The sequence below is a fragment of the Spirosoma arcticum genome (assembly GCF_054779955.1).
This window is the reverse complement of record NZ_BAAGXG010000006.1, coordinates 13336-28912: the sequence shown is the minus strand read 5'-3', so window position 1 is coordinate 28912 and position 15577 is coordinate 13336. Positions and strand designations below refer to the sequence as shown.

Below are 15577 nucleotides of genomic sequence, written 5' to 3'. Positions count from 1 at the left end.
TGACAGGTGACAACCTTATGTCAGCAGCCACAACCGAGTCTACCTAATCTTACTTCACACAACAGCGCTTTCCAATAACTGAATGGTCCCTGCGTCAGCGTTCATTTCCGCGTTGACACCAATCGGTACGGTGAATTTGTCAGGGATATGGCCGATCATGGCTCCTGCGTAAGCCGGTACGCTCAGCGAACCAATGTGTTCGGTCAGGACTTCTTCGAGCGTCAGCGAACCGTAGCCCCCGCTGCCCGCTTCGCACTTGGTGCATTGGCCGAATACAAACCCAGCTACCTGACCCAGAATACCCGCCAGTTTCAGGTGCGTTAGCATCCGATCTACGCTATATACATCTTCGCGAACGTCTTCCACGAACAAGATCTTTCCCCGCCAGTCGGGCAGGTACGGCGAACCGATCAGGTGACACAGCACGGTCAGATTACCACCCACAAGCTGCCCTCGCGCTGTGCCCGGCCGCAACGTCGTAATGCGTTCCTTCGTCTGAACCAGCGTATCCTCTTTTTTAGCTGGGTTCCGCATTTGAACAGCTTCACCATTCATCAGCACCCGCCGAAACCAGTCGACTGTATACGTATTCCAGGTGGCGGCTCCTTCGGGACCGTGAATCGTGGTCAGGCCGGTTTTGGCGTAGATGCCGAGCAGCAGGGCCGTAATGTCGCTGTAGCCGATCAGCAGTTTAGGGTTCCGGCGAATAAGATCGTAGTCGAGCAGGGACAGGAGCCGGGCGCAGCCCCAGCCGCCGTGCATAGCCATCACCAGCTTCACTGACGGGTCGGCAAACAGACCGTTGATGTCGGCGGCCCGGTCGGCGTCGCGCCCGGCGAGGTAGCCATAGCGGTCGTAGAAATGCGGAGTTAGTTTCGTTTTCAGGCCCAGTGCTTCCAGCGATTCGATAGTCACCCGCACCGTTTCGCGGCTGTAGGCCGGTGCCGCCGGACACGCCAGTCCAACCGTATCGCCGGGTTTGAGCCGGGGCGGCTTTAGCGCAGCGGGTGACGTTTGTGGCGCAGAAATGAACGGCGCAAGGGCGGCAGCTTTGAGCAGCGAACGGCGGGATGGCATTGGAAAGGGGTAGTTGACGGACGGAGACTAACCGGATTTATGAATCACCAAAACTACCCGTTTTTTGGAGCAACCTGCCAAACAATTACAACTATAGATGGTTTATAATACAAACAAAATATAGTCACAACGGTATGAAAATCGCTGTAGAAAAAGGGCAGGACAAGCCCCTGCTTGCCGACGGTAAGCAACATGTAACGATTACGGACATTGAAGAAGGTACGAGCGAGAACAAAAGCGTTCCGTTCTTCGCCGTTCGCTTCGAGAACGAAGACGGTTTCGTATCGCACCGCTTTTATCAGTCACCGGCCGGTATGACAAACATCGTCAACCTGTTCGAACGGGTCGGCATCGATGTAAAAGAAGGTGCCGAGTTAGATACGAAACAACTCATTGGCAAAGAGCTCGACATTGAAGTGGGCGAGCGTTCGTACAACGACCCCAACACGGGCAACGAACGGACACTGAAGCAGGCAATGGATTTTTTGGTTTCGTAGAGACGAATAATTGCGTCTCCTGCTCGATAGAAAACCATCCGGGCAGGAGACGCAATTATGCCGGTCCGCCGGTGCGGTCTCTACTTTTTATACCCGAACGTCATCACCGACCCTTTTTTCCCGTTGCCTTCGCTGGCAATGTACAGGTCGCCGTTGGGCGCGAAGCAAATGCCCTCGGGCTGACGGAATAGCTTCGGATCGAGGGATTCGGAATGCAGGATTTGCGCCTTCCGGTTGGTAATGAGCAGGCGTTTCCCGGCCGAACTTAGCACGTACCACTCGCCCGTGACCGGATGCACGGCAATCCCTGACGGTTTGTACGTTTTGGGGTTGATACCTGCCCCCTTCAGTTGCTCGTCGTTTAACTGCATATCCTTGAACACCGCTTTGTTCAGCAGGTCGAATGAGTAAGTGGCCTTGTCGCTTGACGCCCCCCCGCCCTGTTTGACGGCAATAAGCAACCGTTTCGTTTTGGGTTCGTAACCTAAACCTTCCACTTCCGTATTAGCGGGCAAATCGGTTTTAGTACGACCGATTTGGGTCGATTCTGGCTCAAATCGAAATAAATTGCCGTTGCTTTCGAGCACGTACACCTCGCCGTTGACGTACTCGATTCCCTCAAAATCGCCGTAGCCACCAAAGCCGAAGTCCTGCACCACTTTCTTTTCCTTGGTGTCGTAGACATATACAACGGCTTCTTCATCCTGCACACACAGCAATTTGTTATCCTTGTAATACGTCAGGCCCGATATCTCCTTCAATTTATTGGGCAAGGTTACAGTCTCGTCCGGCGTCGTAAGATCATACGGCAGTTTGAACGGCGGAGTAACGGTCCCGGCTTCGGGCTGTCGATCCGTTTTAGTGGACGACGGACCGCAGCCTATCAGCAAGAGGGTTAATCCAAGTAAGAAATGTTTCACTTCAGGTAGCGTTTAGGCGCAAAAATACGGCTCTTTCCACTCGGTTCTGCCAGTTTTTATGAATTTTGCTGGAACGAGCTGTTTCATTTTTGGCACTTAACCACCTAAAAATCAGATTCTTAGTGAAAAATTCGCCATTCGGCGAAATTTAGTTTTGGGAGCGATAGCCGGGCTGCACCTTTGTTCTGTTCAAACGAATCAGAAACAAAATAAGCCATGAAAAATACACTCCTTTTAATGCTGGGTCTGGTAGCCGGAACCGCATCGTTCGCTCAAGAAACTCCCTCGAAAACGCCCGAAACGAGCATTTCGGTCACCACCGATCAAAAAGTAAAATTAGTAGTGGCCCGTGAAAAAGCCACGGCCTCCATAACCCTCCGCGACGCCGACGGCCACGTGCTCTACAGTGACAACGTAGATCTGCGCAACGGTCTGTATCAGCAATTTAACATCGCCCAACTCGCCAACGGAACGTATCAGTTAGCCGTTGCTATTGGCAAAGACACCATCGTCAAAACGTTTGTCGTCGATGAACAGCCCGCTCAGAAATTAGTCGCTATTCGTTCGTAAATCAAATGGCGTCATTCCGCCCACCGAAACCGGCATTCCACCGGTTTCTTTTTTTACGGGTTCCCGCCAATCCGTAGTTTTGTGAAATGACCAACACGATACTATCGTACCGCCTGACGAACCGGCAGAAATGGCAACTCGCCCTCAGCGTGTTCGTGGTGTACTGGCCCATTCGGCTGTACGTGAACATCAGTAACCCCAGTTGGGCGTTTCGGGTAAGCCGGATTCCATTCTTTGTCATGGAAATCCTGCTGTCCGTATTGTTTTTCTACATCTGGATCAGCATCACCGAATGGATTCAACGGCGGTTGTTCGACTGGTTTGGCGAGGGTTTCCTGGTAGACTTCAGGATTCCGGCCCAACTCGCTACGTTGTTTGTCGCCAGCTTCATGGCCCTTACGTTCAATTTTGGCTTTTATGCCCTCTGGCGCACCTTCGACGATTTTCTGGAGGAGCAATTCCCTACCTACCGCATCCAGACCCAGCGCCCGCCCAAACCCAAACCCACCCCCGCCGAAGAGAATTTCTGGCGGGCCAGCCGCGAACAACGGGCACGCATTAACAATGGGCTGACCGTTATGGCCCTGCTATCGGCGTTCTACTTAGCGGCCAACCGCCGGACAAATCGTCGCTTGCAGGATATGCAATTGCGGGCCGAACGACTCGAAAAAGAGAATGTGCAGGCCCAGTTTGCGGCCCTTAAAAGTCAGGTGAATCCGCACTTTCTGTTCAACAGTCTGAGCATTCTGTCGTCGCTGGTACATGCTGATGCTGAATTGTCGGAAAAATTCATCGACCAGTTGTCGCGGGCGTACCGTTACATCCTCGAACAGAAGGACAACGAGCGCGTCTCGCTCAAAACCGAGTTGGAATTTATTCAGGCTTACCGCTTTCTGCTGAATATCCGCTTCGAGAATAAATTCGACGTGGTCGTCAACGTACCCGAAGCCGACCAGAGCCGCTATAGCATTGCCCCGTTGACGCTGCAATTGCTGGTCGAAAACGCGGTGAAGCACAATCGAATGTCGGCAAAGGAACCGTTGCGGGTGCAAATCGGCCTGGAAGGTGACTGCTTGTTAGTCTGTAATAACCGGCAACTCCGCCCGCAGTCGGAAGCATCCACCGGCGTCGGGCTGCAAAACATCATCAACCGCTACGCCCTGCTCACCGACCGGCCCGTTTTTATCAGCGAGAACGACGGCGATTTTGTGGTCAAGATTCCTCTACTCAATTAGTGAATGAGCGAATGAGTGGGTTAGCGAATGTTTGGTTTTAGCTATTCACTCATTCATCATTCACTCATTCGCTAATTAAAAAATGAACGTAGTCATCATCGAAGACGAGAACCTGACGGCCAAACGACTGGAAGGTATGCTCCAAAAATACGACTCCACCATCAACGTGCTGGCCCGAATTCCGTCCGTAGCCGATGCAGTGGCCTGGTTCGGTCAGGTTGAGCGCCCGATAGTCGATTTGGTGTTTATGGATATTCACCTCGAAGATGATTTGGGCTTCCGTATTTTTGAGCAGGCTAACCTGACGACACCCGTTATTTTCACGACGGCCTATGACGAATACATGATTCAGGCGTTTAAAGTCAACAGCATCGACTACCTGCTCAAACCCATCAATTACGACGAGTTGGTGGCGGCCGTTGAGAAGTTTAAAGCGCTAAAAAAACAGTTTGAGTCGACTTCGGCAAGTCCGCCCGCCCCCGATTTGGAAACGCTGCTCAGCCTGATCGGCAAACCCAAATCGACCGATTATAAAGAACGGTTCATGATTACGGTCGGCACCAAAATCCGCAGCATCGAAACGACTGAAGTTGCTTATTTCTATTTAGAAGAGAAGATTGTTTTCCTGGTTACCAAAGACGGGTTGAACCTGCCCGTCGACTACAGTCTGGATAAGCTGACGCAACTGCTCAATCCCCGGCGTTTTTTCCGCATCAGCCGCCAGTTTTTAGTCTCGCTGCCCGCCATTCAGACCATCCACACCTTCTCGGCCGGTAAACTCAAACTCGATCTGACCCCCAAATCCCGACAGGAAGTCTTTGTCAGTGGCGACCGTATGACTGAGTTTAAGGAGTGGCTGGGAAAATGAAACTGCAAAAGCAAAGCTGACTATCAACCAATCACAACAAAACGATGAATACACTTTCCGCTTTATTCACGGTTGGGCTTGCCCTCACGCTCACGGGCGGCCGACCCGTTTCGCCACCGGCCGCTCCCCCGCGCGACCTGAACAAAAATGGCAAACTCGATTCATACGAAGACCCGAAACAACCCATCGAGACGCGCATCACCGACCTGATCGGGCAGATGACCGTGGAAGAAAAGGCCGGTATGTTATTTATCAACGGGACGATTATCAACAGCGATGGCAGCATCGACAAGAAGCCCGGCGGGCAGGGACCGGCGGCCATGATGCCCAGCGCGATTGAGAACATAACCGAGCGCAAAATGACGCACTTCAACCTCTGGACGGTTCCGGGGGTGCGGGAGTTGGCGATGGGGCACAATGCCATCCAGAAATTGGCCGAAAGCTCCCGATTAGGAATTCCGGTTACCATTGCCTCCGATCCCCGGCATTATTTTAGCACCACCATCTTCGCCATGTCGGCCAACGGCTTTTCGCAGTGGCCGGAGCAGTTGGGTTTTGCGGCCATCGGCGACGAAAAGCTGATGCAGCAATTCGCCGACATGGCCCGGCAGGAGTATTTGGCCGTGGGCATCCGCGAAGCCCTGCACCCCATGGCCGACCTCGCCACCGAACCGCGCTGGGCACGCGTCAGTGGCACCTTCGGCGAAGATGCCCGGCTGTCGGCTAAGCTTGTCGAAGCCTACGTACGGGGTTATCAGGCCACGCAAGGGAACAAATCGGCACTCGGCCCGAACAGCGTGGCCTGTATGACCAAGCACTTTTCGGGTGGTGGCCCGCAGAAAGAAGGCCTTGACCCACACTTTGAGTTTCAGAAAGGCCAGGTTTATCCCGGTAAAAATTTCAATTACCACCTGATTCCATTCGAGGCCGCGTTTGCCGCCAACACGGCCGCTATCATGCCCTATTACGGTATTCCCACCGACCAGACTGGCGAGAACGTAGCGATGTCCTATAACAAAGACATTATTACGCGGCTGCTGCGCGACAAGTACAAATTTGACGGCGTCGTCTGCACCGACTGGGGGCTGATTACCGACACCAAAATGGGACCCGTCACGTGGCCCGCCCGCGCCTGGGGCGTTGAAAACCTCAGCCGCGAAGACCGGGTGCTGAAAGCCATTAACGCGGGTGTTGACCAGTTTGGGGGCGAACACTGCCCGGAATTAGTGGTCAGTTTGGTCAAAAGTGGCAAGCTGAGCGAAACCCGGATTGATCAGTCCGTTCGGCGGTTACTGCGGCAAAAGTTTCAGTTGGGTTTGTTCGACAATCCGTACGTGGATGCGGACAACGCGTCGAAAATTGTTGGTAAGTCCGAATTTCGGCGGGCGGGCGAAGCGGCCCAGCGCCGGGCCATGACGCTGCTCAAGAATGAGCAAAGAACGCTGCCGTTGACGGCGGGCAAGCTGAAACTATTCGTTAAAAACGTGGATGCTGCCGTGGCCGCTCAATACGGTACGGTGGTTGAGAAACCCGAAGACGCCGACGTGGCCATTATTCGGCTGAAAACACCCTGGGTGCCGGTTGACACGCAAAACCCAATGGCGAGGGGCTTCCACCACGGTGATCTTGACTTCAAGGATAAAGAAAAAGAAGATATCCTGACGCTGTTGCGCACTGTGCCAACCATTGTGGACATCTACTTAGACCGGCCGGCCGTCATTCCCGAAATCAGCGCCGGGGCAAAGGCACTGCTGGCCAACTACGGGGCCAGCGACGCGGCCGTGCTGGACGTCATCTTTGGCAGGGCGAAGCCCGAAGGCAAATTACCATTCGAGTTACCGTCGTCGATGGAGACCGTTCGGAATCAGAAAGAAGATCTGCCATACGACTCAAAGGACCCGCTCTATAAATTCGGCTACGGCCTGCGCTACCCAGCGGGTTCGACCAGCGCATCGACCTCTGGTAAGTAAGGCACCATAAGCCGGGCCGGGCAGTAAGTCAAGCTACAAACAAGGGACAAGGGCGCTACGATGCGAATGCTACGTAGCGCCCTTGTCGTTCAATCGTCGCCGTCCTTGTCCACGACGCGCACAAAGGCACTGCGCCGGGGAGCAGGCACTTCCGCCAGTTCGCCCCGCAGCCCTTTCCAGAGAATTTCGTTGAATAGTTTATCGTCGATCTTGTCCACGTCCGAAAAGTCCAGCCCTTCCGATTTCTTCGCGCTGGGCGTGTAAGCCGTGTTTACGGCACTAAGGTCCACGTTGCTCGGCACCGACTGGTAAGGCGTATTGTCAGGCATGGCCGTAAAACTGCGAAACATCGGCGTAGCCCCGGCGTCGTACTGGCTCATCGGTGGCAAACCCGCAATTAACTCAATCGTGCGCAGCATACCCGACGTCGAGTACATAGTATGGTCCACAAAGCCACGCTTCACGTACGGACTGATAATCAACGCGGGCGAGCGGTGCGCGTCGACGTGGTCGGGGCCGTTCTGGGCGTCGTCTTCCAGAATAAATACGGCTGACTGGTTCCAGATTTTACTCCTGCTAAGGTGTTCCACAAACATCCCGACGGCCAGGTCATTATCGGCAACGCAGGCGTAGGGCGTTGGTCGATTCACGGCTAAGCCCTGCGTATGGTTGGCACCTAACCGGATGGTGTTTACCGTCGGAACCGCATTGGCGACGACGAGCGAGTCGAAATCCCGCTTCCACTGATTGACGCGGGTGGTATCTTTTACCTGCTGCTGGTAGTAGGTTGCGAAATACGAGCAGACGTGGTCCTTGTCCAGCGCTGGAATATTGCCCTTATTGCCGTCTACAAAGACGCCGTAGGTCCGGTAGCTAACCCCGGCCCGTTTGCAAAAATCCCAGATGAACCCATCTTTATTGTTGGCAATTTCCCGCCGACCCAAGCCCTCGGTAACGCCCCCACGCCGACCGTAGCCCGTGGGCCAGGTTTTCTCTAAATAGTCGTTGGCATGGGCACCCATGCTCCAGTTATGGCCGTCGGCACTGACTTCGGCATCGACATAGAAATTATCGAACAGGGTGTATTCGCGCGCTAATTTGTGCTGATTAGGCGTGTATTTCTCCCCGAACAGACAGAGCGTTGAGTCGCCGTTGCCGCCCTTCATATCACCAAAAACCTGATCGTAGGTGCGGTTTTCTTTGATAATGTAAAAGATGTGTTTGATGGGTGAGGGAGTACCCACTTTCATCGGAACCGGGTTGTTTACTTCACCTTCAGTCAATAATTCCCGGTCTTTTTTATACGGGGTGTTGGTGTACACTTTTTTGGCGTAGAGGGCCAGTGAGGCCTCGTTTGGCTCGTCGATAATACTCATTGTGCCTTTCATCAGCGCACCGATGTACTGCATTCGGTTGTTGCGCGGTTGCTCGCCCACGTGCGACTCGGAGCGCACGGCCCGGTTTACCGGCTGCGGCCCCAGCGGATTGGCAAACGAGGTAAACCCTTTGCCATTGGTCACGAACACCCGCTTGCCCACCACCCGCACGTTGGTTGGGAACCAGCCCACCGGAATAAATCCCTTCGAGACGCTCTTGCCCGGCTTACTCACGTCGAACACGGCCAGGCAGTTGTTGTCGGCGTTGGCGATGTACAGTGCCTTCTCGTCGGCCGACAGCGCCACGCCGTTGGTCATCGACCCCGCCGGTGAGTTGGGGTACAGAGCCGCGTTGAGTACCTCGATTACCTTGCCCGCTTTCGCGTCGATCACCGACACGCTGTTGTCGCCCGCGTTGGCCACGAAGATTAACGTTCCCTTTTTGTTCAGGATCAGCTCATTGGGATTATATGACACGGGAATCGTGCGGGTCATTCTCCGGGCCTGGGTATCGAATACGCCGACTTTGCGGCCACCCCACAGGGACACGTACAGCGTTTTGCGGTCGGGCGAGAGGACGCAGGTGTAGCCTTCGTGACCGAGTCTATCCTGATATACAATGGCTTTCGTGGCCAGATCGAAAACGTACAGCGAACTATTTTCCTTCGTCACTACATACAACAATCCGCGTTCATCGTCAATATCTAAGCCCACGGGCGAAATTTTTTCGGGCCAGGGTTTGCCCAACACGAGGCTGTCGGCCAGCGTGAGTTTATTGTCGGCGATGGCGTATTTCAGGATTCGGTTGTCGTTGCCACCCGATGCATACAGAAATTTCTCGTCGCGGCTGAATTTCAGGCCGTAAAACGACTTGGCAATTTCGACGCTGTGCAGCACCTTTTCGGCTTTGGGGTCAATCAACTGAATCGTTTGGGTGCCCTGCCCGTTGTTGGTCACAGCCATCAACTTTTGCGAAGCCGACACCGCGATGTTCAGCGGCAGATCACCCACCTCAAGCGACCGTCCGGCAGGGGTCAGGCTCCAGCCGTTGGGCAGCATCACGCGCCGGGCTTCAAGCATCGCGTCGAGTTTTTTGAGGTCAGGAGTTTTCTGCGCCCGCAAACCGGCAGCGCACAACAGGCTAAGGACCAGGGTTAGGAATAGCTTCATGATGAGTCAGTCGTTTGAGTTGCAGAGCTTCTGTGTAATTGTTTGTCATCCCGACCGGTCCGCCGGTCGGGATGACAAACAATTACACCAAAAAATTAAAACACGGGCTGCACGGGTTCAATACCTAATTTCTTGGCTTCGGGAATAAACTGCTCCAGATTATTAACCAGCACAAAATCAACACCGGCGTTGATCAAAGCAGGCAATTCGGCGGGGTCTTTCGCGTAATAATAGTTGATCCGAACCTGCGCTTTTTTCAGATCCGCCATAGCCTTTGTGCGGTCTTCACCTTCGTCGCGCAGCAGTTGAATAAATGCGGCTTTCTGGCGAATCGTTGCGTCAACGTACGTCCGCGTGTCTTTTCTGTACCGATTGTCGGCATTGCAAATCAGAATCGTCGGACTCACCTGACGTGCTCCGACAGCCGCATCTTCGCTACAGGCCAGAAACGCCTGATGAACCCGTCCGGCCTTCACGACAAGGGTAGCTGCGGCTTTCCCAACAGCCGCCCCACCTTTAAGATGGCAGTTTAACCACACGTTCCGGGGCATGATCGCCAGCACCTCGGCAAACGTTGGGATGAGCGTTCCGGCAAAGGACTGTCCTTTTTTGACGCCCGCATCCAATCGGCGAATTTCGGCCAGCGTCAGGTTGAATACTTTGCCCGTGCCGTTGGTGGTTCGGTCAACGGTTTCGTCGTGCATAATGACTAAGGCACTGTCTTTGGTCAGTTGGATGTCGAACTCAATCATTTGGGCACCCAGCGCGACAGCCTGTTTAAACGCGGGCAGCGTATTTTCGGGATGTGAATCCAAACAGCCCCGGTGGGCACACAAGCCTTGTTTCGGCATGGCGACTCCAGTGGTTTGGGCGGGGGTTGGGCGAGTGAAAAAACTCGCTGAAATCAGTAGAACCAGGGTTATTCGTTGCATGATATCGTAGCCCGGTGACGCGGCCTTTATTTATCCCACCACACTTTAATGTCGCTGTTATCGCCACCCATCGACGCCACGGCTCCGGCCAGCCCTTCGGGATTGAGCGATTGCAAATACGTCGGGTACGGCACCCGGTACGGAAACTTGTTTTCGGCGGGGATACCCGCCCCGCGCGGCAGCACCGGATACCCTGTCCGGCGTTTCTCGAACCAGGCCTGGTAATCTACGAAGAAGTAGGCGTAATATTTTTGCAACATGATCTGCTCCAACTGCTTTTCGGTGGCAGCGGCCGCATCGTAAACGACGCCCGGCTGCTGAAGAAAACCGGCGGGCGTTGCTACGCCCCACTGCGTCATGGAAGCTGCAATACCCGTTTCGTAGTGTACTTTCGGCGTTTTACCCGTCGCCAGACCCCGCAGGGCTAGCTCGGCTTTAATAAACTCCACCTCAGCGAAGGTCATCATCACGCCCAACTGCGGCAAGGTTTTCAGCGCGTCGGTGTAGCTCGAATTGCGGCCCACGGCGTATTCCGTCGTCGTGGCGTACCCGCTCTCGATACCCTGGTAGACCGGCGCACCGCTCACCGTGACGGGAATAACCCAGATGGCCCGGCGGGGGTCATTGTCGGCGTTCAGTTTACCCAGAAAAAACCGGGTGAAGTAATTACCGTCCCGCCAGTCCACCTGCCGCGCGTTGAAGTACTGGTTATAGTACGGAAACGTACCGGGATACCGGAATATCGCGTCGTCGGCGTTGGCGGTGAACACCGGATTATTGACCGGGTCGGCCAGAATTGCGGTTAACTGTTGATTGACAGCTACTTCGCCTTCGCGCTTCGAGATGCGGAGTAACAGCCGCAGTCGCAGCGAATTCGTGAACTTCTTCCACCGCTGAATGCCCAGGTTCCGCCCACCGGTCAGCGCGTTGGCGTTGTAGACCAGGTCACCGGCGTAGGTCAGCGCTTTGGTGTCGTCGAAGAGGCCGTTAGCCGTTTCAAGGTCTTTTAGAATCTGGACGTAGATGTCCTTCTGCTTATCGAAGGTGGGCTTGAAGTTACCCTCCGTGGCTTTGGTCGCCTGCGAATACGGTACGTCGCCGTACAGGTCGGTCAGGATGGAATAGGCCCAGCTTTTGTAGACGAGCGCAATGGCTTTGTAATTGTTCTCGTTCAGGCGGTCGGCAATAGCGTAGATATCCTCAATGTCAGTTAGGTAGGCGTAAAACCGACCCCAGACGGCCGCCCCCGGATTGACCACGTAGCGGTGCAGCCCGGCCCCGCTCGTGCTGGCGCGGGGCGCATCAACCTGCATCAACTCGTGGGTAAAGGTGCGGGCCGCGTTTACCGACTCGTTGACGATGCGGTACTGCAACTGCCCCAGCATAACGCCCGGCGTGATCTCCTTGGGGCGGTTGGGATCGGTGTTTAGTTCGTCAAACCCTTCGGTGCAGGCGGCAAAAAGACCGGATAATGCCAGAAAAAGCAGGCTGTATATTCGTTTATGAATTCTCATGGAAATTGACTGAATTACAGTTTGAGGGTAAGATTCACTCCCATGCTGCGGGTGGAGGGAAATTGAGCCAACTCGACGCCCGGCGTCAGGGTGCCGCTGTTGAGGTTGCCGCCTTCGGGGTCGAAACCGGGGAACCGGGTGAAGTTGACTAAGTCGCGGCCAAAAATGGCTAAACTGGTTTGCCTGACTCCAACCCGGCGCAACAGGCTCGGCGGCAGGTTAAACTCGACCCGCGCTTCGCGAATCTTGAGAAACGACGCGTCAAAAATGTTGGTCTCCGCGTTCGTAATCTGGTAATAGTTGTCGTAGTAGGCGCTGGCCGGTACGTTCACCGTGTTGGGCGTGAAACTGCCGTCGGGTTGCCGCACGACGCCCGCCCCAACAATGCCGCCATCGCGACCAGGCAGGGTGACACGGGTTTTGCCCAGCGTGTTGTTTTTGTGGCTGGTCTGCGAATACATGCTGCCGCCCTTCTGCCCATCGAGCAACACGCTGACCCGGACCGTACGGATGATGAACTCATTGGATAAACTCGCTTTCCAGTCGGCAAAGGCGTTACCCCACTTCTTGAGTGTAGGGTCGAGTGGAGCGGGCAAACCCACCGACGAGTAGATAATCTGACCGTCGGGCGCGCGCTGGAACCCCCGGCCGTACATGTCACCCATGAGTCCACCCACGCGGGCCTCAATCGACACGTTGGTATTGTGGGCGTAGATGACCTGGTTGGTGATTCCATCGGCCAGTTCGCGCACGTAACTGCGGTTGCGCGACCAGAGCAGCGTCGTGTTCCAGCTAAAGTTTTTGCTCACGACGGGTTTGCCCGTCAGCTTCACCTCAACGCCCCGGCTGTTAATCAGGCCCGCGTTGATGACCGCGTTGGCAAAGCCCGAAACGGGGTCGAGGGGGATAGCCAGAATCTGGTTGCGGCTCTTGTTGTCGTAGTAGGCCACGTCCACGCCAAACCGGTTGCCGAACAGCCGCCAGTCGAGACCGATCTCGTAGCTCGACGTAATTTCGGGTTTCAGGTTGGCATTGAACAGCGTCTGCGGATTAGTGAAGCTGTTGCTGTACACCCGGTCGTAGTATTTGGCCGTCTGGTAGGGGCGCGTGTCATTACCCACCTGCGCCCACGAGGCCCGCACTTTGGCGAACGAAACCACCGATGGGAGCGTGAAGAGTTCGTTCAGCAGAAAGCTGCTGCTCACCGACGGATAGAAGAACGAGTTATTCCCGGCGGGCAGCGTACTCGACCAGTCGTTGCGGCCTGTAATGTCTAAGAATATTTTCTCGTCGTAGGAAAACTGGGTCGATGCGTACAGGCTGTTGATGGCCCGTTTGGTTTTCTGCGGATCGGCCACGGCCTGGTCCAAGCTGTTGGAAATCTGGTAGATACCCGGCTGGGCCAACTGATCGGCGTAGAGTCCGGCAAAATCGTAGGTCTGCCGCATGGCGTTGCCCCCCGCCGAGGCCGTCACGTTGAACAGGCGGGGCAGGGTATTGCGGTAGGTCAGCAAAAAGTCCGTGTTCGACTCGTAGCTGAACACATTCTGCTCTCGGAACATGCCGCGTGGGTAGCGGGTCATGCTGAAAGGCCGTTGCTGCGAGCGGTACTCAAACGACATATCCAGCCCGCTACGCACCAGCAAATCCAGCTTGTCGGAGAGCTGATAATTGGCCGATACGTTCCCGATCAGCCCGTGCTTATTCATTTTGTTGAGCATCTCATACAGGTCTAAGTACGGGTTGTCGGGCGTGGGATTGAACGGGTTGCGCTGCTGCACGTTCGTCAATCCGGGCTGCCAGTAGGGTTTGAACCACTCCGGGCGGATGTTGGGGGTGGTACCCAGGATGAGAAAATACATGATCGACTGGTTGTTGTAACCGGCAGCGGGCAGGTTGTCGCTGCGCTTGTTGCTGTAGTTGGCCCGCCCGTTCAGCTTGAGCCGACCGGCTACCTTCTGATTCACCGACAGGGCGGCATTTAACCGGTTGAAGCCCGTGTTGGGCAGAATCCACTTATTCTGGAGGTACGTCAGCGACAGCCGCGCGGAGCCGTTTTCGTCACCGCCTTCCAGCGACACGTTATTGGAAAAGGTCGTTCCGGTCTGGAAAAAGCCGGAGATGTAATCGCGGTTGGCCACCCAGGGTGTTCGCTCAGTTGGCTTACCGTCGGGCGAGTTCGGGTTGTACTGATAATACGACTGACCGTTGAATCGGGGACCCCAGGCCCGCCCGGCGGCTACCGTCGTGCCGGTGTTCACGCCGTCGGGGCTGTCGCCGTAGGAGAAGTAGGCGTTGGTGCGGCCCTCGCCGTACTCGAACTGGTAGTCGGGCCAGCGGTTAACCTGGTCGACGTTGAAATTGCTGTTGACGGTGATGCCGATGCCCCGGTCTTTGCGGGCACCCGACTTGGTAGTAATGATGAGTGCGCCCCCGGCCGCGCGGGTACCGTAGAGCGCGGTGGCCCCCGGCCCTTTGAGCACCGTCACGGTTTCGATGTCGTCGGGGTTAAGGTCCGACACGCTCGACCCATAATCGACAGGGCTGTCCGCCGAGAGGTGGGAGTTGTAGCCGGTGCCGGTGATTCGACTGCTGACCGGAATACCGTCCACCACAATGAGCGCCTGGTTATTGTCGAGGTTGAGCGACGATTCGCCCCGGAGCGTGATGCGCGACGACCCCATCGGACCCGCTCCGGTACCCTGTATGTTCAGCCCGGCCACCTTGCCCGACAGCGTGTTGAGCCAGTTGTTGGATTTAGCGTCTTTAACGGCGTTTTCATTGACGGTCTGGGCCGCAAATCCAAGCGATTTTTCTTCCCGCCGGATGCCCAATGCGGTTACGACTACTTCGTTCAGAGTCTGGTTGGTGGCTTTAAGCTGAACGGTAAACGTGCGTTGACTGCCAACTGGCACTTCGCTGTTGGTGAAGCCGATGAAACTAAACACCAGCGCATCCCCGGACGACAGGGGTTTAGCGGGCGTTAGACTAAAAAGTCCGTTGGCGTCAGTCAGGGTGCCGATCGTCGTGCCTTTAATGACCACGTTGACACCCGGCAGGGCCTGGTTCTGGTCGTCGGTGACGGTGCCGTTGAGCGTCGCTGACTGCGCAAACAAGTCATGTGGCAACAGTAACCTGATAAACAACACACAAAGAAAAGTAGATAGTTTGAGATTCATCCGAATGGAATATGGGTTGTACACCCCAAAACTATCCGCCCTTTGTAGTTCAATTGTCTTCTGTCTTGTTACTAAATAGTTAATTACCTGTGTGTTAGCAATCGGCAGAGGAACTGAGCGATAAAGCAACATAAACGTAATAATCGCTTAACCTAACTTCTGTTTTCACCGAACGGGTTTACTGATATGGCCCCAACAACTTCCCATAGTAAGCCAGTACCCGTACCTTTGTCCAGCCTCCCGTCAATGCTTAGGAAATCAATGATACT

11 protein-coding genes are annotated in these 15577 nt (G+C 55.0%); 5 read left to right on the top strand and 6 right to left on the bottom strand.

The features are described from left to right. Positions 1 to 54: 54 nt before the first annotated feature. Positions 55 to 1077 carry a S66 peptidase family protein gene (locus ACYVHB_RS14560; protein ID WP_461052483.1) on the bottom strand — a complete coding sequence of 341 codons (1023 nt, stop codon included), beginning with the start codon at positions 1075 to 1077 and terminating at the stop codon, positions 55 to 57. Positions 1078 to 1211: 134 nt separating this feature from the next. Here ACYVHB_RS14560 and ACYVHB_RS14555 point away from each other — a divergent pair, with 134 nt between their 5' ends. Continuing rightward, positions 1212 to 1574: a hypothetical protein gene (locus tag ACYVHB_RS14555; protein ID WP_461052482.1), complete on the top strand. Its 363-nt coding sequence runs from the start codon at positions 1212 to 1214 to the stop codon at positions 1572 to 1574. Positions 1575 to 1654: 80 nt separating this feature from the next. Here ACYVHB_RS14555 and ACYVHB_RS14550 read toward each other — a convergent pair whose 3' ends face one another. Continuing rightward, positions 1655 to 2494, bottom strand: coding sequence for an SdiA-regulated domain-containing protein (locus ACYVHB_RS14550; RefSeq protein WP_461052481.1), 840 nt, complete (start codon positions 2492 to 2494; stop codon positions 1655 to 1657). A 216-nt stretch (positions 2495 to 2710) separates the two neighbouring features. Between ACYVHB_RS14550 and ACYVHB_RS14545 the strand changes: the two genes are divergently transcribed. The 4 genes from ACYVHB_RS14545 to ACYVHB_RS14530 all read left to right on the top strand — a co-directional run bounded on the left by ACYVHB_RS14545 (position 2711) and on the right by ACYVHB_RS14530 (position 7137). Then, positions 2711 to 3064 (top strand): DUF3244 domain-containing protein, encoded by a 354-nt coding sequence (locus tag ACYVHB_RS14545; protein WP_461052480.1) that lies wholly within the window; start codon positions 2711 to 2713, stop codon positions 3062 to 3064. A gap of 86 nt (positions 3065 to 3150) precedes the next feature. Further along, positions 3151 to 4299, top strand: coding sequence for a sensor histidine kinase (locus tag ACYVHB_RS14540; RefSeq protein ID WP_461052479.1), 1149 nt, complete (start codon positions 3151 to 3153; stop codon positions 4297 to 4299). An 82-nt stretch (positions 4300 to 4381) separates the two neighbouring features. After that, the gene (locus ACYVHB_RS14535; RefSeq protein WP_461052478.1) at positions 4382 to 5167 is read left to right on the top strand and encodes a LytR/AlgR family response regulator transcription factor; all 786 of its coding nucleotides are present in this window, start codon (positions 4382 to 4384) and stop codon (positions 5165 to 5167) included. 44 nt (positions 5168 to 5211) lie between these two features. Continuing rightward, positions 5212 to 7137, top strand: a complete 1926-nt coding sequence (locus ACYVHB_RS14530; RefSeq protein WP_461052477.1) for a glycoside hydrolase family 3 protein — start codon at positions 5212 to 5214, stop codon at positions 7135 to 7137. Between the two features lie 89 nt (positions 7138 to 7226). Here ACYVHB_RS14530 and ACYVHB_RS14525 read toward each other — a convergent pair whose 3' ends face one another. From ACYVHB_RS14525 to ACYVHB_RS14510, 4 genes are all read right to left on the bottom strand, one after another. After that, positions 7227 to 9683 (bottom strand): alkaline phosphatase family protein, encoded by a 2457-nt coding sequence (locus tag ACYVHB_RS14525; RefSeq protein WP_461052476.1) that lies wholly within the window; start codon positions 9681 to 9683, stop codon positions 7227 to 7229. 95 nt (positions 9684 to 9778) lie between these two features. Continuing rightward, positions 9779 to 10615 carry a glycerophosphodiester phosphodiesterase gene (locus ACYVHB_RS14520; RefSeq protein ID WP_461052475.1) on the bottom strand — a complete coding sequence of 279 codons (837 nt, stop codon included), beginning with the start codon at positions 10613 to 10615 and terminating at the stop codon, positions 9779 to 9781. 26 nt (positions 10616 to 10641) lie between these two features. Then, positions 10642 to 12129, bottom strand: coding sequence for a SusD/RagB family nutrient-binding outer membrane lipoprotein (locus tag ACYVHB_RS14515; protein ID WP_461052474.1), 1488 nt, complete (start codon positions 12127 to 12129; stop codon positions 10642 to 10644). 14 nt (positions 12130 to 12143) lie between these two features. Further along, complete coding sequence (locus ACYVHB_RS14510) at positions 12144 to 15308, bottom strand: SusC/RagA family TonB-linked outer membrane protein (RefSeq protein WP_461052473.1); 3165 nt, start codon at positions 15306 to 15308, stop codon at positions 12144 to 12146. Positions 15309 to 15577: the final 269 nt, after the last annotated feature.

Coding starts and splice junctions, on each gene's coding strand:
- ACYVHB_RS14560 (WP_461052483.1), bottom strand. CDS start 1,077: ATGCCATCCCGCCGTTCGCTGCTCAAAGCTGCCGCCCTTGCGCCGTTC.
- ACYVHB_RS14555 (WP_461052482.1), top strand. CDS start 1,212: ATGAAAATCGCTGTAGAAAAAGGGCAGGACAAGCCCCTGCTTGCCGAC.
- ACYVHB_RS14545 (WP_461052480.1), top strand. CDS start 2,711: ATGAAAAATACACTCCTTTTAATGCTGGGTCTGGTAGCCGGAACCGCA.
- ACYVHB_RS14540 (WP_461052479.1), top strand. CDS start 3,151: ATGACCAACACGATACTATCGTACCGCCTGACGAACCGGCAGAAATGG.
- ACYVHB_RS14535 (WP_461052478.1), top strand. CDS start 4,382: ATGAACGTAGTCATCATCGAAGACGAGAACCTGACGGCCAAACGACTG.
- ACYVHB_RS14530 (WP_461052477.1), top strand. CDS start 5,212: ATGAATACACTTTCCGCTTTATTCACGGTTGGGCTTGCCCTCACGCTC.
- ACYVHB_RS14525 (WP_461052476.1), bottom strand. CDS start 9,683: ATGAAGCTATTCCTAACCCTGGTCCTTAGCCTGTTGTGCGCTGCCGGT.
- ACYVHB_RS14520 (WP_461052475.1), bottom strand. CDS start 10,615: ATGCAACGAATAACCCTGGTTCTACTGATTTCAGCGAGTTTTTTCACT.
- ACYVHB_RS14515 (WP_461052474.1), bottom strand. CDS start 12,129: ATGAGAATTCATAAACGAATATACAGCCTGCTTTTTCTGGCATTATCC.
- ACYVHB_RS14510 (WP_461052473.1), bottom strand. CDS start 15,308: ATGAATCTCAAACTATCTACTTTTCTTTGTGTGTTGTTTATCAGGTTA.